The following is a 23884-nucleotide window of genomic DNA, read 5'->3' on the forward strand; positions in this document are numbered from 1 at the left end:
TAATCACGCCACGTATTGGCGTACTTCTAAAATAGCTTTGCTGAAAATATATTAAACAGGAATCAAAATTAAAAACACAATACCACCATTATGAACAAACAACTATTAAGGGCTCAACTACTGATAGTATTATCACTGAGCTTTATTCAAACATTTGCGCAACCGGGAGGTACGCAACCCGATCCAAACATGTTGTCGGCTGCTGGGAATTCATTTGGGATTAACAACTTCTATAATAGCAATCTCTTTGACGGCACAGTAGATGTTCGCATTCCGATCTATACTTACAGCAAAGATGAGATGGATTTCAGCGTATCATTTAACTATAACACTAAAGGAGTCCTTGTGGATGAGGTGGAGAATCCTGAAGGTTTGCATTGGAATCTCTCAGCACAGAATAGTATTCAAAGAATAGTTAAAGATATCCCTGATGAAATAAACTACAATTCAAATGCTGACTCTCTGTACGAAGGCGATACAGCATTGTGGAATATAAACAAATATGTAAAAGGGAAACTATTTACTTATTGGGAAACCCCCGCGCAGAAGGCTATGACAAACGTGTACCGTGACGGTGAAAGTGATGATTTCATCGTTAATTTGAATGGAAAAACATTCACATTCAATTTGGGAAATGAACTTACAACTTTTACACATCCGAAAAGAAATGTAAAAATACAGTTGCTTTTGAATGGTGCTCCAGTTTACAGTTTTACCAATCAGATAATCGGCCCCGGCCCCGGCGACAATGATCTTAGCTTTCAAATAACAGACGAAATAGGAACAGTATATCTGTTTGAACCAGGAGAGCATGAGCATAAAACCTTTTATGATAACATCTATTGGGATGATGGACAGTTAGGACATTTCTTCCATACACTAAAATGGAACGTAAAAAAGGTCACGTTCGCGGATGGTAGTGAAATCACTTATAATTATACTTACTCGTGGTTATGGGGTTACGGTTTAGGATCGTATACGAGATACAAAAATCATCTCGTTCGTGAGAACAGTAATGGGACTAGGGAATATCGCGGTGTTAAATGGGAAGGGCCTTCTACTCCTATGTTCTCGCAACTTGTTGACATTAATTATCCAAATGGAAACTCAGTAAAATTTGTATATGACGGAACCAATGTGACTACCGGGCTGAAGAAACAATTAAAAGAAATACAAGTTTTATCAAGACGGGAACCTCAAAATTGTTTCCGGTATAAATTGTTCCAATCTAAACCTATTGACAGATGGTATCTTGACTCTATAAAGATTGTGAGCTGTGATAATAGCTTTGAGGAAAAGTACTTTTCTTTTGAATACAATGCGGTAAAGCTTCCGAATAGGCTCAATACCGGCCAAGATCTTTTTGGATATTTTAACGCTGATTCAATTGCCACAGAAGTTAATGGAAGCGGTAATAAAATTAATATTCCAAAGCATAATTACAATACGCCAGGGTCGGCTAATTATGGCTTAGGCAAATCATATCTTCCTTACTATGCCCAGGCTGGCTTACTTATCAAAGTCAAAAACGCGTATGGTGGTGAAGTTAAATTTGTTTACAAAGCAAACTCCAATGACATCGCTTCGCCTTTTGTGGTACCTGGAGGAAGTAGTAATAATTTGTTTGTTGGAACTGGAACTCTGGGAATGGATGGTGTCGCAATCGATTCTATTATAGAGAAGGAAAGGTTTCATCTAAATGAAGCGAAAATAACCGTTATTGACTATCATAACAGCGGCAGGTTGTTTACTCCGGGCGGTTACGTGCATTATCCAGAGTATATAAACAGTCAGACAAATGTTTGGGAAAAAGTGATGTTTCAAGGACTATATTTGACTGCACATCAGTTTGTAAATGGTTCAAACCATGGTTACTCAAATGTTGGATTAAAAAAGTATAATTCTTCAGGACAGTTATTGTCCAGAACCGAGTACACCTTTACCAATATTGCCGATGCATTATCATCATCAAGATTCTACAAAGTAAACGGAAGTAAAGAGCTCTACGAATTTCCATACTCGAATAAACAATATATTAAAGATTGGGAAATCGGCCTTCCTTTAAGTGTAACAGTGTATGATAATAATAACCGTATTGTAACAAAAACGGAAAATATTTATGATTTCTCATCCGTTGACTTGTCCGCATCGTCATATATTACCAATACAAAAAAGTCGAAAGTTAATACTGGTGCTTTAGTGAATGTGCCTTTTGGTGATGACTACTATTCAAATAAAATCGTGTTTCCGGATACATACTATCCTTATACAGGCACCGCAAATTTGTCAAAAACAATCACCAAAAAGTACATTTCTGATATACGTTTCGTTTCAGATACGGCCGAATACTTTTATGACGAAAAGAATAACTTAAGCTCAATAATTACTAAGGACAGTAAGGGAGATAGATTTTCAACTAACCTTATTTATAATTATACTGTTGACGGGCCCAATTCCTCCTGGGCTGCAAATCCTAATACGGTGCTATACAATATGACTAGCATTGGACTTGAACGAGTAGTTGGTATAGAGCGCTGGAAAATGGCACCTGGAATCCTACCTTATTCAAACGCTCTAATTAATGCAAATATAACACGATATAGCTGGACGCCGGGAAAGCTTTGGGAGAAGGGCCGATTTGACTTCATCGCAAATGCACCTGTTACTTATACTCAATACACTGGTATTTCTATGGGCAGCCCAATTATGAATCCATATGGAAAAATACTCGCCGCTTACAATACAGCTGGACCTGTTCCCTATTTTCAGAAAACTCGTGAAATAACCTTGTTTGACGCAGAAGGTAAGCCATTGGAGATAAAATATCTTAATCTAAATAAGTATGCTTCGATGATCTGGGATACCGCGATAGATGCCAAGGTTGCAGAGGCTTCAAATTGCAGGCAAAATGAAATTGCTTATACCAGCTTCGAGGACATTGGAATCCAAACTGGAAATATTGTTCGTGGTAATTTGGTTTTAAATTCAACAAAAATTATTACAGCGGCGACAGCATTACTATCGGGCGTTTCGGGTAAATATATTTATGTTCTTTCTCCTCCTAATATCCTTGGTAATAGCGATATTATCGGAAGTCAACAGCTAACTGCCGGGAAAGAGTATATACTTTCTTTTTGGTCACATAATGGAATTCCGAAGGTTTATTATGGCAGCACTTTATTACCAATACCCACGGCGGCCACATACGAATATAATGGTTGGAGTAACTATATCTATAAATTCAATGCTGGAAGCACCCCGGAGTCAATTCATATAGCACCTCAACCCACAATTGCAATTCATTTAGATGAAATTAGATTACAACCGGTTGATGCTCTTATGACTTCGTGGACTTATAACCCGCTTTATGGTATGAGCTCTGTAACAGACCACGCAGGAAGAATCTCATATTACGAGTATGATGAAATGGGCCGACTTTACCTAACAAAAGATCAGGAAGGAAATATTACAGAGAAGATTAAACAGGTGATAAATGGCGGATTGTAATTGCCTCAAAAATTCTCTATAACTAAATTAACAATAAATATATGAATCTCAATTATAAACATGGGCGTGCCCTTTGGGTATTCTTATTCACTTCTCTTAATTTCCATGTATATGGTCAAAATATTCCTGACCTTACAAAGCTCAGCGCTGATGGATCAGTAAATGTTGGTTTAACGCCCGACATTTTGCCAGCACCGAGCAATGGTAAATACAATTATTATAGAACGCTTACCCCACTTGTCCCAATTAATAATGCTAATAGCATTTCTGAATCAAGTTCTCCAACGGATGTTCAGATAAGTACGGTTTTTAAAGATGGTTTCAACAGACCTATTGAAAAGGTAACAAGAAATTTCAGTTCTAATGGGAATAACCATTATGTTGTTCCATTTGATACGCGTAATTTTTCCGGAGTATCCTACCAGTTACTCCCATATGCACGGGTTGCAGATGCCAGTGCTGCTCCTGATCCCGGGGCTGGATATAGCCCATATACATTCGCGTATCAAGCAAATTATTATGATGGTTTATATCCTCAGGAAGGGTATACTGGCTATACGGCTGTAAAGAATGCATCTGATGCCAATTCGAGGAAAACAATTAGCTATTTAGCGGGCAAAAGTCAGATCGGTCAAAATAATGGCACAACAACAAAGAAAGTTGGAAATGATGCAAATACAATAAGAATATGGAATCTTGATGCATCGGGCTTACCAGTTGCCAACAGTTTTTATGCACCGGATGAATTGTTTGGTATTGAAACTGTGAACCCTGAAGGCGAATACTCTCTTACGTTCAACGACAAAGACGGGCATCTTATTTATAAAAAGATAAAATTAAGCAGTCTGCCGTTGCAATACGCTGAAACGTACTACATCTACGATCAACTGGGTGCACTACGATATACTATACCACCAAAAGCAGTTGAGGCCATTGGTTCGGGAACCACAGTGCCAACTGTTATTCTGAACAACCTTTGTTTTCAATATAATTATGATGCCAAAGGCAGGCTAAGTGATCTGCAACATCCTGGTCAGGGTGCTAAAACCTATATGGTTTATGACAGGTTCGAAAGGCTGGTGATGCGCCAAACACCGGTTGAAAATGCGGATGGTAAGTGGGAAGTTATCTTTTACGACAAACTTGGCAGGGCAATCGCAACGTCTATATATAACAATACTAATGACAGAAGTTACTGGCAAAATTTGATGGATTCTCCTCCAATCAACCCTACAGCTTCCACACTTGCCTATTACCTTACCACAGATGGTGGAGAAGGTATCGTGCCAACCGAAAGTGCTATACCTGGTAATACCATGATGACCTATTCTTATTATGATCATTATGGCAATACCATAGATAATAACGGTAACATATACAGTTTACTGGAACAAGAACAGGTATTCCAAAATGATTGGTTGAGCATTCCGGGTGCCGAGCAACCGATAAAGAGTAGTAGGACCCATAGCTTGTTGATTGGTACTAAAACGAGAATTCTTAAGTCTGTCAATGCCCAACAGGGAATTGGGGATTGGAAGTATTCGCTTTATTATTATGACGATAAAGGCAGGATTATTGCTTCCGCCGCCTTTGATAAAATGGCTAATCAGGGCCAGATGGATTATCAACATGCCCATTTCGTAAGTAACCAATTCGGTTTTAACGACCAGATTCTGATTAGTAAACATACGGTAAAAAATAACCTTTCTCTTGATGGGAACAATCGGCATGTAGAGTTGGTAAAAAATGAATACGAGCCTGCGAGCGGTAGGCTGGTCAAAAAAAGTCATAAAGTCAACAATAGTGGCTGGTCAACTTTAGCATTATATAGCTATGATGAACTTGGAAGGGTAAAGAGACAGGTTTTAGGAAACTATGGCGAGGTCCAGGATTTCAACTATAATATACGAGGTCAATTGAATGGGATTAACGCTGTATATGCGGAAACAGGAAATAAACAGAATGAAAGCAGAACCTTTGGCCAGTCTATAAAATACGATTATGGCTTTACCAACGTTCGCAAAGACGGCAAGATTGCAGGTATCGTTTGGAGAGGTGCAGGCTCTTCAGCCAAACCAATGTCATATGGCTACGCCTATGATCAGGCAGGTCGATTAAAAACCGCAGATTTTAGAGAACTTACAAACAGTGCCTGGTCAAATACAGCAACTGATTACTCTGTATCGAATCTAAAATACGACGTTGCCGGAAGTATTCTGTCAATGAAACAACGGGGAATGGCGTTTGAAAATGGTTCACTTGTTCCTAAAGATATTGACAGGTTATATTATAATTACAATCCCAATAGCTATCGACTATCAAATGTTGAAGATACCGTTACCCAAAATTATGGTATTGGGGATTTTGTAAATAACAATGTTGGTTCAGCAGACTATAAGTATGATCTCAATGGAAACGTGACTGGTGACCTGAATAAAAAGATACAGGATATCACGTATAACCATATGAATAAGCCCGTAGCCATTGTGTTTATTAATGGTGATCGAATTGAATATAGTTATGACGCGGAAGGGATCAAACTTGAGGAAGTAATTAAACCAAACGGTGCCACCGCAAAAAGAACCGATTATATTGGAAACTTTGTTTATAAAAACGATAGCCTTCAGTACTTAATAACCAGTAAAGGAAGGACCATTTTTAATCAATCCAATGCCACTACAAAGGAGGAATTTTTTGTCACCGATCACCTGGGGAATGTTAGAAGTGTAATAGATGTTTTCAACTGGCCCATTCTTCAGTACCTGGCTTCTTATGAATTGGCAAGTGCCAATATAGAAGGTCTGTATTTTGATAACCTAAACGAAATAAGAGATGATAAACCTGCCAGCCTTAATCCGGATGATTTCAAGGCAGGAAGGCTTAATGGACAGGAACCAGATCACCGCGTTGGAACATCCCTATTATTGAAAGTAATGGCTGGCGACAAAGTAGAGCTGAACGTAAATAGCTTCTATGAGAGCTATAGTCAAAATGATGATACTCCGGTGGCTGCTGAGGATATGTTAAATGCCATTACACAGACGCTTACAAGTGGAGCAGGCGGATTCATTGGTAGTGAATCGCACAACGCGGATATGGTTGGCAAATTCTTCAATACAGAAAATTATCTTAATGTTTTCAATCAACTGGTCAATCAATCTACTGACCCCACTCAGCCCAAAGCCTATTTAAATTATATTCTTTACGATGAAAGTTATAAAATAGTCAGTCAGTTTAGTGGTGCTTTTCAGGCAACAGGAAATAATGCTTGGACCGCAATAGGAACAACCCAACCATTAGAGATACCGCGTAATGGTTACCTTGCTGTTTATATCGACAACCGATCATTTACTAATGTTTATTTCGACCAGTTATCAGTCCGGTTTACAACTGGTAAGTTGAAGGAAGAGAGCCACTATTATCCTTATGGACTACCGATGGGTAATATCGGAAGTGTCGCGAGCGGATTCGTTCCAAACAAGTATAAATACCAAACAAATGAAAATAATAATGAGCTTGGATTAAATATAATGGATTTTAACTTCCGTCAATATGATGCGCAGATTGGAAGGTTTATGGGTGTAGATCCTCTTGGTGCATCACCGGACATGATAAGTCCATATGTTGCGATGAATAATAACCCCGTTATATTTACTGATCCATCCGGACTAACTGCTTTGTCCGATTTTTACAATGGCTTGCTTGATGCATTTTATGGCGGCCAATGGGACGAAGTTATTATCGTAGGGGATGGACCAGGCAAATCGAACGAGAATCCAGGCGGAGGAAACAATCCAGGTGCCGATTATGATCCTGGACGCGATGGACCTGGCTCTGGCTGGGGAAGTGGCTCTAATGGGGGTTTAGGTAGTGTGCCTAATGCACCCGGTGGAGGTGGTGGTTCAGCTAGTGGCACTGGTAATGAAAATGCTCCAGCCAATACTCCGGGAAGCCCCAACGGCGCGGTTGATGGTGTAACAGGTGGTGGAAACGGTCACGGAACCAATACCGAGGACGTTGACGGCGCTGCGGCCAATGGGATCAAGGACGGTAGTCCAGATGGCACTCCTGATGGTTATGATTTAGGATGGCTCAATGGAGTTCAAAATGTTCTTGACATAGCAGGTCTTGTACCTGGGCTCGAATTCCTTGATGGAATAAACGGATTGATATATTTGGCACGGGGAGATAAGTTAAGTGCTGGACTAAGTTTTGCAGCCATGATACCAATCGGCGGGCAATTTGCAACCGCTGCAAAGAGTGCCGAAAAAATTGCTACAAAGTCATCAATGAAGACTGGTCGGGCGATGCATAGAGTTTATAAGGCTGCAGAACATGCACCTGAATTAGGGCGGATTAAAGAATTTACAGGTATAAAGGGAATCCGGCCAGACTTTGTAGATTTGCCTGCAAAAACTATTTTTGAGCTAAAGCCAAATAATCCGAGATCAATAAAGCGCGGGCTGAAACAACTGGAAAAGTACAAAAACGCTTTTGAAAAACGTTTCAACGAGCCAGGATTGTGGAATACGCAGTTAGATCTTTATTAAAAAATAATAATATGGAAAAGCAAGATTTAATAAACCTTTTAAACGAAATATTTGTGCCGCTAGGATTCAAAAAGAAAGGGAATAATTGGGTGCTTAATAAGGAAGAAATAGCAAAAATCTTAAATCTCCAAAAGTCACAATTTTCAAACTCATTTTATATAAATTATGATTATATAGTCAAGGCTATACCATTGGATGGTTTCAGGGCCCATATTTTTAATGGGCTGTCATCCTCAAATGAGGTAGAAAATGCCTATATAAAGCAATTGTTAGATTTAGAGTCTTCCGTAAATCCAGAAAAAAGGTTGTCAGACTTGAGGGATCGGATTCAAAGTAAAATTGTTTCTGAATTTAATGAAGTTAATAACGAAGCAGATCTGCTCAAGGTACTCAATCGACGAGAACGCCTAATTGGAATACCCCCTTTGGTGTTAGAACATTTTAATTTGGCTGCCAGGTGAGAATTGAGGTGGAGTTCTAACAAGGACTCCACTTTCAAGAATAAAGATTTAGTGGTTGAATGCGGTATTGGATTTATATTAAAACCTTAGTATGGAAAAGAAAGATTTAGCTAAAATACTCGATAACATATTCCTTCCATTAAACTATAAAAAGAAGGGAAACTATTGGGTAAACAATTATGGGGAAATCATAAAGATGATTAACCTCCAGAAGTCCAATTATAGTAACCTATATTATATTAACTATGGATTTATTCTGAAAAGTGTTCCGCTAGGTAACAATACCATGCATATTTATCATCGCTTCGGCTCTAGTGATTTAAAAGAAAATCAAAGAATTAATGAATTGTTAGATTTAGAGAATAACATTAATGATGTAGAAAGGCAATTCGGCCTAACAAACATTCTTGAAATTGACCTAGTCCAAAAATTACAATCAAAAAACAGTGAAGACGATATATTAGCTGACTTACAGAATCGTCCACATCTCAATGATATTCCACTTGTGGTTAAAAAACATTTTGGATTACCTGTTGATTAGGTTATGCTACTACAGGTTTCACACCGTACAAATTTCGTTACTCAATATTCATTAAAGTTTTGGCATTGTACATCAAATTAACCACCCTAAAACATGTATAAGAAGATCGTTTTAATTCCCTTCCTGCCTTTGGTTCTACTTACTACAAGTTGCAATGGCGACAACAAGCCTGGGGAGGTTCCTGAAGTAAAATATAACGAGCCGGGTGCAATTACTATTGGTACTGATTCCCTGCCTGTAAATAATGGGATTCAAAATGACAATGTGCATCCGAACAAAAACCAAAATCCTGCGAAGATAATTTCTCTTTATGACAACAAATTGGAAATTATAATTCCGGCTTCCTTAGAGCGGCTGGACAGGAGTAAACTAGTAAGAAAATATCCTAATGCAAATCCGCCTGAGATAGCCTTTTCAAATAAGGATGGTAGCGTTAATATTGCCTTTAGATTTAATTCGAGAGTCACAATAGGAAATGATGCTGCTAAGCTTGTGCAAATGATGTCAGCCAATTTAAAATCAACGGGCATAGAAGTTACAAGCGAAATAACGAACGTTAGCGGCCGAGATTTTGCAGTAGTTGAATTTGTGAGTGATGCCTACAATACAAAAATATATAATAAAATGGTTGCTACAGTTATTGACGGACGCGTAATGATCTGCACTTTTAACTGCACCACCGGACAGCTAATAGAGTGGAAGGAAATTGGCGAAGCTTGCCTAAAGTCTATTCGAGTTAAAGTTTGAGAACAATAACTACCAAACCACACATATGTACCATGATAACAAAATAAAAACTAAAGATTTACCAATATTAGATGGAGATATTGACGGATGGGCTTCTCGTAGAGACAACATTTATATGACGAATTCCTGTTAAAACTTCTGAGCTTCTATGAATGATTCGAGCTTTTTACTTTAGTATGTTAAAATGAAGTAAACATAAAGAATTTTGATGATAGTCTTTGCAGGATTCTACAAAATGGTTATCTTTGTTTCATACAAAAAGTTCTTTAAAACACATCAAAACAGGTCAAATAAAATGGTGACCCATTCAGTGACCCGATTTTGAAATCCTTTGAAATAACGCCATTTAAGCGGATTATATCGACATAAAGTGATTCCAGCGGGATCACAAGAAACAATATCAAAGAGAACTAAAACCCTGCAAATCAAACGATTGCAGGGTTTTTGCTTTTACGGGTTTTGCCAAAATATGCACGAAATCGCATATAAAATGTGCGTCATTCGGTGCGTCGTTCTTTATAATATCAAACTCCCCTAATTCGTATTAATACATTGATATTCAGCTAGTTTAATAGGTGAACATCTTGTGTGAATGAAACTGCAAAGCTATTTTTATTTAACCTTAATGTTATCGTTATGAAAACTAATTTTAGCGTGCTTTTCTTTTTGAAAAAGCCAAAAAACTACACAAAAGGGGCTGTCTACTTTATCTTTTTAAGAATTACAGTGGACGGGGTTCGTGCGGAAATGTCAACAAGCAGAAATTGCGAGCCGGAGCGGTGGAACGCAAAAGCCGGAAAAGTCATCGGCACAAAGGAAGATGTTAAAACCCTGAATGCCTATCTGGAAAATATGAAAGCAGAAGTTTATGCAGCCCATAGCCAGCTAAGCGTAGACGGAGCCGAAATAACCGCCGATGCTGTTAAATGCAAATTCTTAGGTAAAGAAGAAAAAGCACATACTATATTGGAGGCCATTAAAACCCACAATGAAAAAATGAAAGCATTAGTGGATAAAGAAGAATATGCGCCTGGGACACTTAGAAGATTTGAGGTACTGGAAAGGCATGTTGAAGATTTCATTGCCGCTAAATACAATCGAGCGGACTTTAACGTAAAAAGTATAGACCATGAGTTTATCGATGGTTTTGACTTTTATTTGCATACGACCAAGGAGAACGATACCAATACGGCTAATAAACACCTTAAAAACCTCAAAAAAATAGTTACCATCTGCCGGAAATATAAATGGATCCACACTGATCCTTTCTTCGGACATATACTAAAATCCAAACCTGTACATCGGGAGTATCTGACCGCAGATGAATTGCGTAAGATCACCGAAAAACAGTTTACTACTCCAAGGCTATCTCACGTGCGTGATTTTTTCCTATTCAGCTGTTATACCGGGCTTTCCTATGCCGATGTTCAAAAACTAAAATTAGCCGACATCGGTATTGGGGTTGATGGGGAACGCTGGATATTTACCTATAGAAAAAAGACAGATACCAGGGCAGCAATACCGTTATTGCCAATAGCTGCAAATATTCTTGATCAGTACATAGACCATCCATACTGTCTCAACAATGACAGGGCCCTACCCATTTCAAGCAATCAAAAGATGAACGAATATCTGGTTGAAATTGCGGCACTTTCAGGGGTTAATAAAATATTAGGCAACCGTGTAGCGAAACGGACTTTCGGCACTACTGTAACTTTATTGAATGGTGTCCCGATCGAAAGCGTATCTAAAATGCTTGGACACACCAATATACGCACCACACAACTATATGCTAAAGTATTGGATACCAAAGTAAGTGAAGATATGGCCCCGCTTATGGAAAAATTTGTTTCCCGTTACCAGCTGGTTAATGAAGTCCCAGAATCTAAAATAAGCGCAGACACAGCGATGTTAAGGAAGAAATGCACTCCGGTTTCAAAAATGACCGAAGCCTGTTAAAACTGATCACCAATTAACCCAGATATTTACCTTCAACTGCCTAATATTTAAATATTAGGCAGTTATCCGTAATATGGTTAAATTGGTATGATCGATTGGTTATAGAGGTTATTTCGGTGTGGTTTATCTAGGTTGAACAATGACTTTCTATTATTTTCAAATGGATTCTTAGGGGGCTACTTTTTTATTGCATAAGGTGTTGCTTTCCAGAGTTCACAAATTTAAAAGGATAATTTGCTTTGGGAAGGTAAAAATCATTAAAATAAACCCCTATTCATAAAAACAGGGGTTTATTTATCGAGACACAATCAACAGCTACATTTTTTTATTAGAATCGGACAACGAATGCGCTTAAAAACAGCACTAATGTGATTTTAAGTATAACCCCTAGTTATTCTTATCCTGATTTTATAAAAAAGTTACTCCGAAACAGTATGTTTATACCCGATTATTGGTTCTCTTTCACTACCACGCTATCGTCAATTGGAGTCCTATAAGGAACGAATTGTACTTTATTCGTTCTATATTTATTGCCTGGTAATACTTCTGTAATATACAGGTCATACTTATTATCAAGATAACGATTGTGTTCTGCTGAAATATCCATTAATTCTTTGAAGCTTATATAAGGATGATCTGGCTTTTTCGATACGATTTCTTCTTTCTTGTCTCCCTTTTTATTGATGTATGAAAATACTGTGTAGCTTTTATAGGGGGGGGTACACTTGCAAAAGAATGTAAAGTGGTGTTCGAAAAAACTTATCGTTTCAATTTTTAACAATCGATTAGGCGGAGATATATTTATTGTGTCTGCTAAGAAATAAATTTTCTTATTCATGCTTTGGGAAAATGCCTCAAAGATTATAGTTGATAAGATGGCGATAAAAAACAATTTCTTTTTCATGGTATTAAGGGCAAGTGGTAGGCAATTTTTTATTAGCAGGAACATTTTTTAGATTTGCTAAATTAAAAGTATTTAATTCAGCATCGGTAATTCCATACTTTGTTTTAATATTGTTAAAAGATGTGATTAGCATACCCTTGTAAATTTCGTATACATTTACTCCATTTACAATCGGAGACTGTGGGGCTGGGCCAGGATTGTTCAAACCAAATAATGCGGCCATTTGGTATTCTTTATTCGTATATGCGGTACCGTTGACGGCCTTCAATATCCCCCAGAAATTCTCGAAATATTCTTCTAAAAATATGGAATGGTCGTTGAAATTCCCACCTCCTTGGGCCGAACTCTTGGCAACCGTTTCAAAATTAACAATATTAATCGCCCATGTCGAATATCTAGTTGTATCCACAGGGAAGCCATACTGACCAGCCTTGATATAATAATTAGCATATGCATGACCAGTTTCATGGATTGCTGTTGCCTGCAATAAGAGCTGTGAAGCATTGGTCATAGCCGCGGTATTAAACCTAATAGTCGAGCTCGTTCCTGCATATTCTCCCGTTGTTCCTAAACTATAACTAGTTGTGCCAACTCCGTAATCCTGTGCCGAAAAATCATATTTCAAATTTGGTAAACCCTGCATGCCGAGTGTTGTGCCGTTTGGCAGTTGGATTTTCTGAAAAGGTTGAACTAGCTTTCCGTATCTCTGATTGCCTTCCAATTTGTTTAGAACTTCCTTTACCATGCATGGATAATGTTTCAAAAGGGAGTCTTGTTTCACCTCTATGGTTGGTATACTTTCCCCTCCACTGCCTCCAGTTCCGCCACCGCCCGGTGCAGCTGGTCCGCTACCCCCTCCGCAAATGGTATGTCCAACATAAAGGCTATAGACATTCTCACAATACGTATAATAAGCGCCGATGTCGTAGCAATCCACCCCAATTACTTCGTATATGGGTGTTTCTATACAAGCATCAGGTAAGGCTTGCATTATTTTGCCACTACCGGATTGATGATTTATGGAAGCTTGCTTATTAGGCAATTTTACGCCACCGATCGATATGGCATTGGTCATTTTGCCATCAAGATTATGATACACTATCGTGCCTATAAAATTGGGTTCCTTTTTTAAGAACGTATTCTGTTCTGGGTTCGAAGAGCTGGCAAGATATTCATCACTACTAATAATGGTCATGAAATAGCCTTCAGTAGCCGTTGACGTTTTTATGAACAAGAGTCTTGTAAAGCTTTTTTTTATGTTGACCTTTTTTCCTTCAACAGGTGCTTCCGTGTTGAATTTAAATATACCCTCGGTTGTTACCGGCACTTCTATAATGGTACTGTCTGAAGATTGGTAAGATTTAGCATTTGTCCAGTCAATACTAAGTGAATGATCAACAATACCTGGGACTGCCTTGGTAGATACAAGCCCTAATGAGGAGATTTTATTGGAATTTGGTTGCCGGAAAAGTGATGTAGTCAAAGTCCTATTGGATGTTTGACTGGAAAACCAGGCTTTTACATCAGAAATAGTTTCTGCATTCTCGAGTTTTTGCTGATTATCTTTTTTACAAGCTGCTATAATAAGCAGGATCATTAGGCAACATAATCCAATTACCTTTAATGGCATTGATAGAGCGTTGATTTTTATCATCATTGATTTAGATTGTTTTAAGTTAATTAATATTAGAGAGGATGATTGAACGAATGTAATTCCATAACTTGATAAAACAAAATATAATTAGACGAAATTGTAAATTATTAATGTATTAAATTGTCATGATATTACATATTGCTTTAATGATAAGCAATGAGCTGAGACGGTGTAATTTAAAGTGCGGTATATAGAATAAATCATATTGTCCCACTCAACACGCTATGTCACAATTGATCAAAGCTCTGGCATTATATTCCTTGATTTCTCATTTGTAGCTTCTCCTAAGCCTCTTAAATAATTAAGCGTTACAATCTCATGTTTGAGTGTCCTAATATTACTGTATGATGTTTAAATATTTTGTTCTGCTATAGATCATACGACATCAGTATCTAAAAGAATACAAAGTTTGATTGGCGGTAATTAGATTAAACATAGTCGTTTGGGTTTTGCTCTTGACTATTGTGTCTTAAAGTAATCATCATTAAATGGTTCTGATGTTAAAGTGAAGATATTTAAATCAGCTTCAGTAGAGCGGGTCATTCTTTTAATCAATTCCTATTTCAAATACTCTGGGTTAAACCAAAGAAAAGGAGGAATCGGTCATAGTCGTTTAATTTCGCGAATACTTGACTATTAGTCTACTTTTATCCATTAATAGTTTACTATATACACACAGATTATTACCCAATTAAATTATCCCTTTTTATCTAGTTAACATTATTGTGTTTATGTGAACTTTATCAGTAAACTGCGATTATGTAATGGCCGTTACTCGTTTAGCCTTCTTTCAGAAAATCAAATTACATTAAAATCATATTTTGTTTGGGACACATCAAAAATGACCGTTGCAGAAGAATAGGACGCTAGTTTTGCGTAAATGCAAAATGCGGGAACAGCAACGGCCCATGGAGGGTTTGGCTGTTCCGCAGGCCACACTTGCGGGATGGGCATCCCTAATAAAAAACTTGGATAAACCACTGAAAAGAAGCAAGAGTATTGATATTCTTGCTCTCTTTCTTATTCTATTTTGTATTTATCTTGGTACCCAAAAAGAAAAGCTTATTAGTTTTTTATCCCTTCCATGTCAATGGATTTATTTGACTTCAAGCTCATAGTATTCTTTGATTTCATTAACGTAATGTTCAAAATGCTCCTTATAATAACCCTTAGGAACCTGGATTCTAAAATTTTTCCGACTAAAAAAGAGAACTACCCTGGAATCCGTTTCGGATTCCAAAAAATACCACACATTGGGCTTTGAAGCGGAGCAGATGAAAAACATGGCAATCCTATCCTCACAAAAAAGCAAAACCTTGCCATTTACCCTGAACCTTAATTTAAGCTCATAATGATCTCCCTTGTCGGTAAGGAGAAAGCTTAAAGTTGGGACTTCCATTGAAAAAGTCGCAACCTGCATATCCTTTTTCATAGGCCTCTTCTGTATGTTTCTCATTCCATAGGTAAACAGGTAGTGGCTAAACGGTTCCCGCGAAAGCATTGGCAATGCTTTATTAAAAAGTTCAAAAATCTTATCTCTGTTGTTAAGGTTCAAATCGTTGATTTCATCCGACAGTTCCTCATTGTCTGCATATTCCGTGAACTGAATTCTTGCAATGTTCTTCATTTCATAGCAGATCTTGTTTAGATCGGCCTGATTTGGGGTAAAATCAAATCCTTCAGTATCACTATCCTCGAAAATGAAGCCCTTATATGATTTTACAGTTTTATTATCTGCATTGGCAGAAAAGGTATAGGGGAGCAAAAAAGGATAATGGTTAGAATGGAACCGGACAGGATCTGTATTGGCGAGACAGTAGCCAACAGCATTTTCATTATTTAAGATAATCGGCTCCTTCTTTCCAACCTCCCTCTTCAAGACTTTTCGTTCCGTCATAGGTAAGAAATAATCATTTGGCCTAAAAAAGCCATTGAATATTTTCTTTAATTTGATGTCTATTCCATAGCGGTCACAGATCACATCAAGATATTTAGACCTTCCGGTTATCTCATTAAAGCATTCCGGCCAGTAATATTTCTCAAAGTCATGGAATTCATTCCATAACATTGCTCTTAGGGTTCGATAAGCATATCTTCCGAGATAACACTCATCCGTATCAACGCTACAGCTTACCAGTAGATGATCATATTCCACCTTTAAGTAAACCTTCACAGGGTGCTCATTTTCAAGCTTTACCCTAATTGTTAATACTCCCTTCTTAAAGGAAACTGGTTTCCTTTCCACTCGATAAAATGGTCTGTTACCAGCCCTCATCTCGGTATGGGACTCAAGGACATTTAATCTCAATATGCGGCTATTTTTTTCAAAAGGAAGTTTGTAAAACTGGGAAATCGGTTTTCCAGCTACCATAGTTATATCAGCCATTTTCGATTTCTCCTTTCTCTAGTCCTGTATCTTCACACTCCGTGCAAGAAGATCTATTTTTTTGTCACAGAGGCTTTTTGCAAGAACCAGAAAATTATGTACCAGCGTATAAAGTTTATCCGCATCACCCATTTCGACATTAAAATTATCCTTATACCTTGCATGGCTGTAACTGTTCATCAGTTTTTCAAATAACCTCCTGTTATCCGGAGTACCTAGTAATAGTTCTCTCGGCTTTTCCGAGAAACACGCACAGATATCCAGTAACCTGCCCAGATGGTGTATATCAGACCTATAAGCCATAAATACCCTGATCATTGCAATGCAGGACTGCTCTACAACCTGGTGAAGCATAAATACGCAGACATTGAATTTTTCATTGCTGTAACATTCTCCGGCACCATCCAAAAACCCCTGTGCCATTGGTATCCTATGATAAAGGTGTTTTTTTGCTTTTTCAAGGGATATCTTTTTATCGAGCTGGTACTCGGGAAACAGGTTGAAAGTACCATCGTGGCTATACAGCTGAATGCCTGTATTAAATACGTTAATAAAAAACCTGTTGTTGCCCGCAATAGCCGCTTCAACGCTCTCTTTGCTGTGCACTAAAATCGTGATCTTCCCATAATTAAAATGTGTGTTTACGTAGTCCTGAACCCCATGTTCAATCCGTGTAGTTCCCTCAATGACCATTAAAAGGTAATAATGAAAAGTGGAGTTTTTCTGCTCAGGCATAAAGGAGCTACAGGAATCCTTATTGGTACTGATTTCCCCAAACTTGAGGATATTTAGCGGATTAAACTTTTGGGCGAGTTCCCGTACAAAAGTAGAAAACCTTTCGCTCTGGCCTTCCACTGGCTTTAATAATTTCTTTTTCATATCTTCATGGTTAATACGAAAACCAATTTCGATCAGAAAAAGCGCGTACGGAACCATAACAGTTTGTTAAATACAAGCACAGGGTTGTTTTTAACTGTCGGAATTTTTTAAATATATTTGAACATGGAAACCTCAGAAAAAACGAACAAAATGCATCTTGGTAGAAAAATAAGCCGAATTCGTGAACTGCGTGGTATGAAGCAGGAAGCGCTTGCGGCTGAACTAGGCATTAGCCAGCAGGCTATTAGCAAACTTGAACAGAGTGAAGAAATTGAGGATTCGACATTAGAAAAAGTTGCAATTGCTTTGGGAGTCTCTAGTAATGCTATAAAAGAATACTCGGATGAGGCTGTTTTTAATATTATCTCTAACACCTTTCACAATACCAGTAGTGATAATTCAACATTGATAGCAAGCTCGTTAAACTACCAACCAACTTTTAATACTATTGAGAAAATCATAGATCTATATGAACGATTGCTTCAAAGTGAACGTGAAAAGGTAGAATTACTTAAAGGTACGAATAACGAAAAGTAAATTTTCCGGTTTAACCTTTTTATAATATAAACGGAATCAGCCTCTGTAGTACTACGGAGGCTGATTTTTCTTAAAACCAACGGATTTTCAATACATGTTAAACGTAAACGCAGCAGGCACTACTTGACCTTTTACTTTAGATGTTTATCCATCAACAAATAAGCGAAGATCAGGAATACAAAAGTTAATATGCAGACAATAACCCTGGTCAATACTGCCCTAACATATTCCACACTCCTAAGCTGCTCGGGAAAAAATATAAAGCGGAATTCTTTTTTGAGCGGCGTTGGCCATTTCTTCATACTTTGGTTTATACCGGATAATCCATTTTTCAATGTTGCATTGATTTCAGACAAATCAGGCTTAGGGCCTTGAATCACCACATTGCTGAATTTTTGTTCAAAATTTGCTATTAATGATTGTGTCTGTTCTTCTTTTTGCAAAATTGCTGCATTTTTAGTGGTCAGCTCCTTTTCCAAAAAATCTGTCTTTCTGATTAAATTTTCTACCACTTCATCAATCATTGTTTTTTCAGGTGTCTGTTGATTGCTCATATTAGATTCCTTCCTTATAAATGTTATAATTAATAGTTTATATTATCTGGTATTTGTACGGGCTTTCTCTTGCCTCCTCCGGTTTCGGCCATAGATCGCCTCATCATCCACATCGTCTGATATATCAATTCCTAATGAGCCTAGATAATTGGTTTTTGGTTCATGACTTAAGTACTGTTCTTTGGGTCCTTGTTTGAGATAATGGGGCTCATTACCGGACTGTTTTAAAATTTCTCTTAGTTCATCTGCCAGACTTTTAGGTTTCGCCAGTTGCACTTGTTCCTGTTTTTCCTGCATACGGTCAGCAATCATCTTACTGATTTTTCCGTAGCTTAAACTACGGTCAATTTCCGATCCCTTGAACTGATATTCACCTTTACCAAAACTGATTCCCTGTACGTTCTGTGTGCCGCTTTTAAACTTATATAGTATATTGATGCCCTGCTTAGCCAGTAGCTTTTGCAATTCTTCCATGCTTTTAACCTTCGGTAGTATCGCTTTGATCTGATCATGGATTTGGTATTTCGCTTTGTCGGCTCCTTTAAGCCGTTGACGGTTTACCCTGTCTTTCCCTGCTGCCATGTGGAAACCGTATTTTAGGGTCAACGCTTTGCTTGCTTTTACATTGTTCCACCGTTGGTTGGCATCACTTATTGTTTTGCCATCGTTGTCTACACGGTTGTAAACAATATGTAAATGGTCATGATCCGTATCGTGATGCCTGACCATTAGCACCTGTGTATCGAAAATTTTCATCTTTTTCAGGTATTCCTTAGCAATGCTTACCATCAGTTCATCCGTAAGTTTTGGGCTGTCCTCCGGGCTCCAGTTTAAAGCAATGTGTCCGACTGCTTGTCCCAAGCCAGGGCGCATTTTCCGCTGCATGTTAAAATCTGCAATCGTATGTGCTACTTCGCCTGTTCGCAAACCCGTAGCGTCCAATATAACCGCATCTTTTTTCAGCATACAGTACTCTACGCAGCCCTTAAAGCTTTTGCCGGACTTAGGTATTTTTCCCATCATCGCTATTGAGGTATTTAAGTGTCTGATCGATCTCTGTTAACAAATGACCGCACTTGATCGCAATACTCATGATCCCACTGGTGTGCGCCAGTTTTGTTAATTGGTTTAAGTTGTTGGCCATACCTGCCAGCAGGTGTAAAACACGCCTGTCTTCGGTTGTAAGGCGGGTCATTACTTTTGCTTTTAGGATGGCTTCCCTAACCCAATCACTGATCCGCATGCCTGCCCCACGGGCTTTGGATTCAATCAGGAAACGTTCTGTAGTGGTTAGCCGTACTTTAACATGTACCTCCCGCCTGATCCTTTTTTTTGGTGCCCCACCCTTATGTTTGGGGCGTTGAGCTGACTTATTTATCTGGTCTTTTAGACCCGTCTTTGATATTATACTGGTCATAATTTCATGTATTAAAATAACTTATCGGCTCTTTGTTTCTGCGCCCTGCATCTTCTTGCGACCATCGGGAGCTTGAAGCAAGTTTCCGTTCCAGCCCTTCGGCTGAACGGAGTTTTTGGGTACCAAAAACACAAACTTGCTTCCTACAAACCGCATAAGTTTGGCGTGCTGAAAGCCTCGCCTTACTTCCTGCGGTTTCCATTACCCGGATGGCTCCCAAAGGGAGCGGCCGGGTAAATACTACGCCGGGTTTCCCGGCACCTTTTTCTTATCTGGTGGCCGCTCAGGTTCGTGCGGCCACCAGATAAGGCTTCCTTTTATAGGATGATAGGAAGGCTGGTAACGGATGTACCCGAATGCATCCAATTCACGGATGCATTTGTGATAGGTGGCAATAGATGCTATTCTGGAAAAAGCCATCAGCTTTTTCCGGCTCACAGTAAATGGATTGTTAAATCCGCTTTGGTGCCAAAGAACAAAGAGCGCAGTAAACAGGCTGACATGGGTAGCCTGCATTCTGTTATCAGCACCTATGCGCCCGATCCATTTACTGTAATTGGCGGTCTTACTTTTAATGCTGGTTTCTGTCATTGTTGATCTCCCTCCAATAGTCTGGTAATATCCTCTAACTTGTAATACATCATCCCGCCAATCTTTGTGTACCGCAATGTTCCGTTAATGCGAAGGTTTTGTAAAGTGCCCGGTGAGATATTAAGCATTTTGCGTACTTCCGCACTTTTAAGCCACTCCTTCGCTTTTTCCTGTGGTTTAACAATATCTTTAATGCCATTCAGCAATTCGGCCTTAAACTGCCTTAAATCGTCTTTGGTGATAATCTCTACTATCATTCTTAACCTCCTTTATTTGATGATTGCATATACTTTTAGTATTTGAGTAGGTATCGGTAGCTGGTTATATGGTTGGGTAGATACATAGCCTATCAGCTATATGGCTATGTAGATATACAGCCTATTATGGTGGGGGGATTTCCTCCGTACACTTATGTTTAATGTCGCTTTGAGTTCCCTCTACGATTTTCTTTTTGCCCGCTCTTATCCAAGCGGATAATTCAGCCAGAGAGAAATAAAGTCTTTTACCCCGTTTGTTTACAGGGATTTCGCCACGGCTTACCTTAGTGTAAAGTGTGGGTACGGAAAGTTTAAGAAATTCAGCAGCTTGGACAATCGTTAATAAGTCTGAATGGGGGGATTGATTTGCCTGTTGGTTTTCCACTAGCAGGTCTTTAATGCTATCGACTTTTTCGTGTAAGGTACTGATGGCTTCCGGCAATTGTTCAAATGTGTACTTCATATACAGTATATTTTATTTTGATACTGCAATGGTACAGGCTTGTTTTGTACGGTTACAACAGGTTAAACCGCATCCTTACTGTTTCCTTACTAATATTTACTGTTTTTCTTGTTTCTGACAGTGGGAATAATGGTAGAAATCTTTTCCCTTATTAAAACTTCCATTATCGGGGATTTACAGTACTTGGTATCAGTAGAGATTATAGAGCTTAGCCAACCTTCGGTATATTCTTTTGGTACCTCTCCGGTAGCATATAGAAAGTGCTGGGCAATCCACCTTTCGAGATCAGATTTTTTACAACCCACAATCAGGTTAGCTTCATAAAGCTGTTTGAAAGCATCGGCAAGCTGATTACCATTTCCCTTAAAGATAAGCTTACTTTCAGGCTTTGCACCAGTATTGATTAAAGTAGTAAGCCCGATATGATGTGCTTCGGAAAAATAGATTTTCATCAGTTGCAGGAAATCAGCGGTAACCAATTCGTTGAAATTTGGCAAGCCTGCATCTTCATTAAAAGAAACTTTGGCAGATAGATCAGTACTTATGTTTTCGTTTGTTTCCGGGCTTTTCTGTCTTGCTTTCCATTCCTCAAACGTTTCTTTAGGGTATAGTGTTTCTTCTATGTCATTGATTAGTTCATTTAAAAAAATCTCCCGGAGTTTGACAGAATCACTCAAGCTCTCCACAAATTCATCGCCGATATAAATATCGCTATGATCGGGTTGCAGATTCCTGACAATAAATAAACGGTCGAGGCCGATTGAAAAGATATAATTACGGGGATATTCTGCCTGTAATTCACTGTAACTTTGCTGGAAGTTCGTCCAGAACAGTTTAAACCTCTCTTTTAATTTTTTAAGTTGTGCAAGTTCCCTTTTTATACTAATGTCATTAAGAGATAGCAAGTCTATCAGTGCAGTATCTTTCAATACCCTAGTTTCACTCTTATAGCTAAACGACTTATAATACTGTGTTTCATGAACAAGGCTGTAGGCTTGTTTCTCCGCTTCCTCCTTTACCCGGTTTTGTAGTTCGCCTTTGGTAATAATTTGTAAATCAAAAGTTTGTAAACGGGTTAAAAAAATGGCTAAGTTTTGCATATCAATTAATTTCGTTATGAACGCTAGTAAAATCAACGTTCACTAAATTAGCTATTTTTCTCAAAAACTTAGAGGCTTGGCAGTTGAATTGATTTTATCGTATACTATGATTTTCAAAAAATTATATGCTTAATACAAAAGAAGACATAATTATAATCAAACTCCTCTAGTTTATCATAACATATTGATTTACATTATGTTATTAAAATAAGCGTCTTGTGTACGTGGAATTGGCTGCAATATTGTGTTAACTAAGTTTGGCCGCTACTGTGCCAAGTGCTAGGCCTTCGAATATCTTTGCTTTTTTTTCAGCCAGGAGTTGAAAATTGTATAGGAAACTGCCATAATTATGGCTCCTTTAAACATCCCTGTAAATCCCCAGGCAGCCAAGCCTCCGGTTACTCCAATGAACAATACCAGAAAAGGAATTTTTCCACCGCTTTTAGCAATTAAAATGGGCTTAAGCAGGCCTTCGGCAATTAGTAGACACAAACCATACACTATTAAAAAAACTGTTGTTGCTGTATGACCTTGCATACTTGCCCAGATCACCAGGGGTAGCCAGATCAGCAAGGGTCCCATTTGCAGCAGTACGAAAAAAAATACCAATGCGGTAAGGATCAACTTAAAATGAATACCCGCTATTGCAAATCCAATCCAGGAAAAAACAGCAGCAAAAAATGCAGTACCAATCACCCCAACCGACACACCTTTAATCGCCTGATCAATTGCATCCAGGAAAAGCAGCCCCTCCCGTGTACCCAACAACTGCTGCAAAGTTAATTTAACAGGCGCTAATTTTTCATTACCACCAGCCAAAAAAAAAGCAGAAACAACAATTCCAAAAATAAGTTGTAAACCGGTACCCAACAGTCCTAGCCCACCAGTAAGCAAATGATGCAAGACATCTTTGATCTGATGTTTATGGCCAATCAAAGCCTCTTGTGGGTTTTCCTGCAAATGATGCCAGAATTCAGCAATACTTTCACCAGTATAAGGCAGCTTAGTTATCTTTTCAGGTAATGGCGGAACCCCGTGTGTTTTAACTGCTTCCATCCAATGGGCTATATCCCCAATGTGTTTACCCAGTGCAGTAATCATAAAAATAAAAGGCAAGGCAATCACTAGAATTAGAATAAGCGCATATATGATTCCCGCAAGTTTTCGTTGATTAGCTAGTAGCCAGACAAGACGTTCAAAAGGACCTGCAAAAGAGGAATAAAAGATAATTGCAAAGGTAAATACTCCAAAAAAAATCTTGAACACATCGTACAGGGCAAACAGTAAGGCCAACAGCGCCAGTATCAATAAACTCGTTTCTATAAGATTGCGCGGGGTTGATATAGTGAATTCCGGTTTGATCTTCATATGATGAGA

19 protein-coding genes are annotated in these 23884 nt (G+C 38.4%); 7 read left to right on the forward strand and 12 right to left on the reverse strand.

Annotated elements, in window-relative coordinates:
- Positions 1 to 90 precede the first annotated feature (90 nt).
- The 6 genes from J7E57_RS09020 to J7E57_RS09045 all read left to right on the forward strand — a co-directional run bounded on the left by J7E57_RS09020 (position 91) and on the right by J7E57_RS09045 (position 11765).
- Positions 91 to 3507, forward strand: coding sequence for a hypothetical protein (locus J7E57_RS09020; protein ID WP_215127212.1), 3417 nt, complete (start codon positions 91 to 93; stop codon positions 3505 to 3507).
- Between the two features lie 41 nt (positions 3508 to 3548).
- Entirely contained in the window at positions 3549 to 8057 is a 4509-nt protein-coding gene (locus J7E57_RS09025; protein WP_215127214.1) for an RHS repeat-associated core domain-containing protein, read from the forward strand.
- 11 nt (positions 8058 to 8068) lie between these two features.
- Positions 8069 to 8518 (forward strand): DUF4304 domain-containing protein, encoded by a 450-nt coding sequence (locus J7E57_RS09030; protein ID WP_215127216.1) that lies wholly within the window; start codon positions 8069 to 8071, stop codon positions 8516 to 8518.
- A 91-nt stretch (positions 8519 to 8609) separates the two neighbouring features.
- Positions 8610 to 9059: a DUF4304 domain-containing protein gene (locus J7E57_RS09035; protein WP_215127219.1), complete on the forward strand. Its 450-nt coding sequence runs from the start codon at positions 8610 to 8612 to the stop codon at positions 9057 to 9059.
- A 93-nt stretch (positions 9060 to 9152) separates the two neighbouring features.
- Positions 9153 to 9806: a hypothetical protein gene (locus J7E57_RS09040; RefSeq protein ID WP_215127221.1), complete on the forward strand. Its 654-nt coding sequence runs from the start codon at positions 9153 to 9155 to the stop codon at positions 9804 to 9806.
- A gap of 636 nt (positions 9807 to 10442) precedes the next feature.
- Positions 10443 to 11765, forward strand: coding sequence for a site-specific integrase (locus J7E57_RS09045; RefSeq protein ID WP_215127223.1), 1323 nt, complete (start codon positions 10443 to 10445; stop codon positions 11763 to 11765).
- A 448-nt stretch (positions 11766 to 12213) separates the two neighbouring features.
- Here J7E57_RS09045 and J7E57_RS09050 read toward each other — a convergent pair whose 3' ends face one another.
- The 4 genes from J7E57_RS09050 to J7E57_RS09065 all read right to left on the reverse strand — a co-directional run bounded on the left by J7E57_RS09050 (position 12214) and on the right by J7E57_RS09065 (position 17588).
- On the reverse strand, positions 12214 to 12669 hold the full coding sequence (locus J7E57_RS09050; RefSeq protein ID WP_131029860.1) for a hypothetical protein: 456 nt from the start codon (positions 12667 to 12669) through the stop codon (positions 12214 to 12216).
- 4 nt (positions 12670 to 12673) lie between these two features.
- Positions 12674 to 14326, reverse strand: coding sequence for a hypothetical protein (locus tag J7E57_RS09055; protein WP_215127225.1), 1653 nt, complete (start codon positions 14324 to 14326; stop codon positions 12674 to 12676).
- A 1093-nt stretch (positions 14327 to 15419) separates the two neighbouring features.
- Complete coding sequence (locus J7E57_RS09060; protein ID WP_215127227.1) at positions 15420 to 16709, reverse strand: hypothetical protein; 1290 nt, start codon at positions 16707 to 16709, stop codon at positions 15420 to 15422.
- 18 nt (positions 16710 to 16727) lie between these two features.
- A complete protein-coding gene (locus J7E57_RS09065) occupies positions 16728 to 17588 on the reverse strand; it encodes a HEPN domain-containing protein (protein ID WP_215127229.1) in 861 nt (286 codons plus the stop codon).
- Between the two features lie 123 nt (positions 17589 to 17711).
- Between J7E57_RS09065 and J7E57_RS09070 the strand changes: the two genes are divergently transcribed.
- Positions 17712 to 18125: a helix-turn-helix domain-containing protein gene (locus J7E57_RS09070; protein WP_215127231.1), complete on the forward strand. Its 414-nt coding sequence runs from the start codon at positions 17712 to 17714 to the stop codon at positions 18123 to 18125.
- A gap of 131 nt (positions 18126 to 18256) precedes the next feature.
- Here J7E57_RS09070 and J7E57_RS09075 read toward each other — a convergent pair whose 3' ends face one another.
- The 8 genes from J7E57_RS09075 to J7E57_RS09110 form a co-directional block, all read right to left on the reverse strand.
- A complete protein-coding gene (locus tag J7E57_RS09075; protein ID WP_215127233.1) occupies positions 18257 to 18679 on the reverse strand; it encodes a hypothetical protein in 423 nt (140 codons plus the stop codon).
- Between the two features lie 42 nt (positions 18680 to 18721).
- Positions 18722 to 19702, reverse strand: a complete 981-nt coding sequence (locus J7E57_RS09080; protein WP_215127235.1) for a relaxase/mobilization nuclease domain-containing protein — start codon at positions 19700 to 19702, stop codon at positions 18722 to 18724.
- Positions 19683 to 20096: a plasmid mobilization protein gene (locus tag J7E57_RS09085; RefSeq protein WP_215127237.1), complete on the reverse strand. Its 414-nt coding sequence runs from the start codon at positions 20094 to 20096 to the stop codon at positions 19683 to 19685. The genes J7E57_RS09080 and J7E57_RS09085 overlap by 20 nt, the downstream gene beginning before the upstream one ends.
- Positions 20097 to 20336: 240 nt before the next feature.
- On the reverse strand, positions 20337 to 20687 hold the full coding sequence (locus J7E57_RS09090) for a hypothetical protein (RefSeq protein WP_215127238.1): 351 nt from the start codon (positions 20685 to 20687) through the stop codon (positions 20337 to 20339).
- Positions 20684 to 20944, reverse strand: coding sequence for a helix-turn-helix domain-containing protein (locus tag J7E57_RS09095; protein WP_215127240.1), 261 nt, complete (start codon positions 20942 to 20944; stop codon positions 20684 to 20686). Before J7E57_RS09095 ends, J7E57_RS09090 begins: the two co-directional genes overlap by 4 nt.
- Positions 20945 to 21068: 124 nt before the next feature.
- Positions 21069 to 21407, reverse strand: coding sequence for a helix-turn-helix domain-containing protein (locus J7E57_RS09100; RefSeq protein ID WP_215127242.1), 339 nt, complete (start codon positions 21405 to 21407; stop codon positions 21069 to 21071).
- A gap of 89 nt (positions 21408 to 21496) precedes the next feature.
- Positions 21497 to 22507, reverse strand: coding sequence for a hypothetical protein (locus tag J7E57_RS09105; protein WP_215127244.1), 1011 nt, complete (start codon positions 22505 to 22507; stop codon positions 21497 to 21499).
- A 279-nt stretch (positions 22508 to 22786) separates the two neighbouring features.
- Positions 22787 to 23875, reverse strand: a complete 1089-nt coding sequence (locus J7E57_RS09110) for an AI-2E family transporter (RefSeq protein ID WP_215127246.1) — start codon at positions 23873 to 23875, stop codon at positions 22787 to 22789.
- Positions 23876 to 23884: the final 9 nt, after the last annotated feature.

The organism is Pedobacter sp. ISL-64 (assembly GCF_018613605.1).
Lineage (GTDB): Bacteria > Bacteroidota > Bacteroidia > Sphingobacteriales > Sphingobacteriaceae > Pedobacter.

Excerpts from the sequence above, each read along its gene's own strand:
- J7E57_RS09020 (WP_215127212.1), top strand. The coding sequence starts at position 91 with ATGAACAAACAACTATTAAGGGCTCAACTACTGATAGTATTATCACTG.
- J7E57_RS09025 (WP_215127214.1), top strand. The coding sequence starts at position 3,549 with ATGAATCTCAATTATAAACATGGGCGTGCCCTTTGGGTATTCTTATTC.
- J7E57_RS09030 (WP_215127216.1), top strand. The coding sequence starts at position 8,069 with ATGGAAAAGCAAGATTTAATAAACCTTTTAAACGAAATATTTGTGCCG.
- J7E57_RS09035 (WP_215127219.1), top strand. The coding sequence starts at position 8,610 with ATGGAAAAGAAAGATTTAGCTAAAATACTCGATAACATATTCCTTCCA.
- J7E57_RS09040 (WP_215127221.1), top strand. The coding sequence starts at position 9,153 with ATGTATAAGAAGATCGTTTTAATTCCCTTCCTGCCTTTGGTTCTACTT.
- J7E57_RS09045 (WP_215127223.1), top strand. The coding sequence starts at position 10,443 with ATGAAAACTAATTTTAGCGTGCTTTTCTTTTTGAAAAAGCCAAAAAAC.
- J7E57_RS09050 (WP_131029860.1), bottom strand. The coding sequence starts at position 12,669 with ATGAAAAAGAAATTGTTTTTTATCGCCATCTTATCAACTATAATCTTT.
- J7E57_RS09055 (WP_215127225.1), bottom strand. The coding sequence starts at position 14,326 with ATGATGATAAAAATCAACGCTCTATCAATGCCATTAAAGGTAATTGGA.
- J7E57_RS09060 (WP_215127227.1), bottom strand. The coding sequence starts at position 16,709 with ATGGCTGATATAACTATGGTAGCTGGAAAACCGATTTCCCAGTTTTAC.
- J7E57_RS09065 (WP_215127229.1), bottom strand. The coding sequence starts at position 17,588 with ATGAAAAAGAAATTATTAAAGCCAGTGGAAGGCCAGAGCGAAAGGTTT.
- J7E57_RS09070 (WP_215127231.1), top strand. The coding sequence starts at position 17,712 with ATGGAAACCTCAGAAAAAACGAACAAAATGCATCTTGGTAGAAAAATA.
- J7E57_RS09075 (WP_215127233.1), bottom strand. The coding sequence starts at position 18,679 with ATGAGCAATCAACAGACACCTGAAAAAACAATGATTGATGAAGTGGTA.
- J7E57_RS09080 (WP_215127235.1), bottom strand. The coding sequence starts at position 19,702 with ATGATGGGAAAAATACCTAAGTCCGGCAAAAGCTTTAAGGGCTGCGTA.
- J7E57_RS09085 (WP_215127237.1), bottom strand. The coding sequence starts at position 20,096 with ATGACCAGTATAATATCAAAGACGGGTCTAAAAGACCAGATAAATAAG.
- J7E57_RS09090 (WP_215127238.1), bottom strand. The coding sequence starts at position 20,687 with ATGACAGAAACCAGCATTAAAAGTAAGACCGCCAATTACAGTAAATGG.
- J7E57_RS09095 (WP_215127240.1), bottom strand. The coding sequence starts at position 20,944 with ATGATAGTAGAGATTATCACCAAAGACGATTTAAGGCAGTTTAAGGCC.
- J7E57_RS09100 (WP_215127242.1), bottom strand. The coding sequence starts at position 21,407 with ATGAAGTACACATTTGAACAATTGCCGGAAGCCATCAGTACCTTACAC.
- J7E57_RS09105 (WP_215127244.1), bottom strand. The coding sequence starts at position 22,507 with ATGCAAAACTTAGCCATTTTTTTAACCCGTTTACAAACTTTTGATTTA.
- J7E57_RS09110 (WP_215127246.1), bottom strand. The coding sequence starts at position 23,875 with ATGAAGATCAAACCGGAATTCACTATATCAACCCCGCGCAATCTTATA.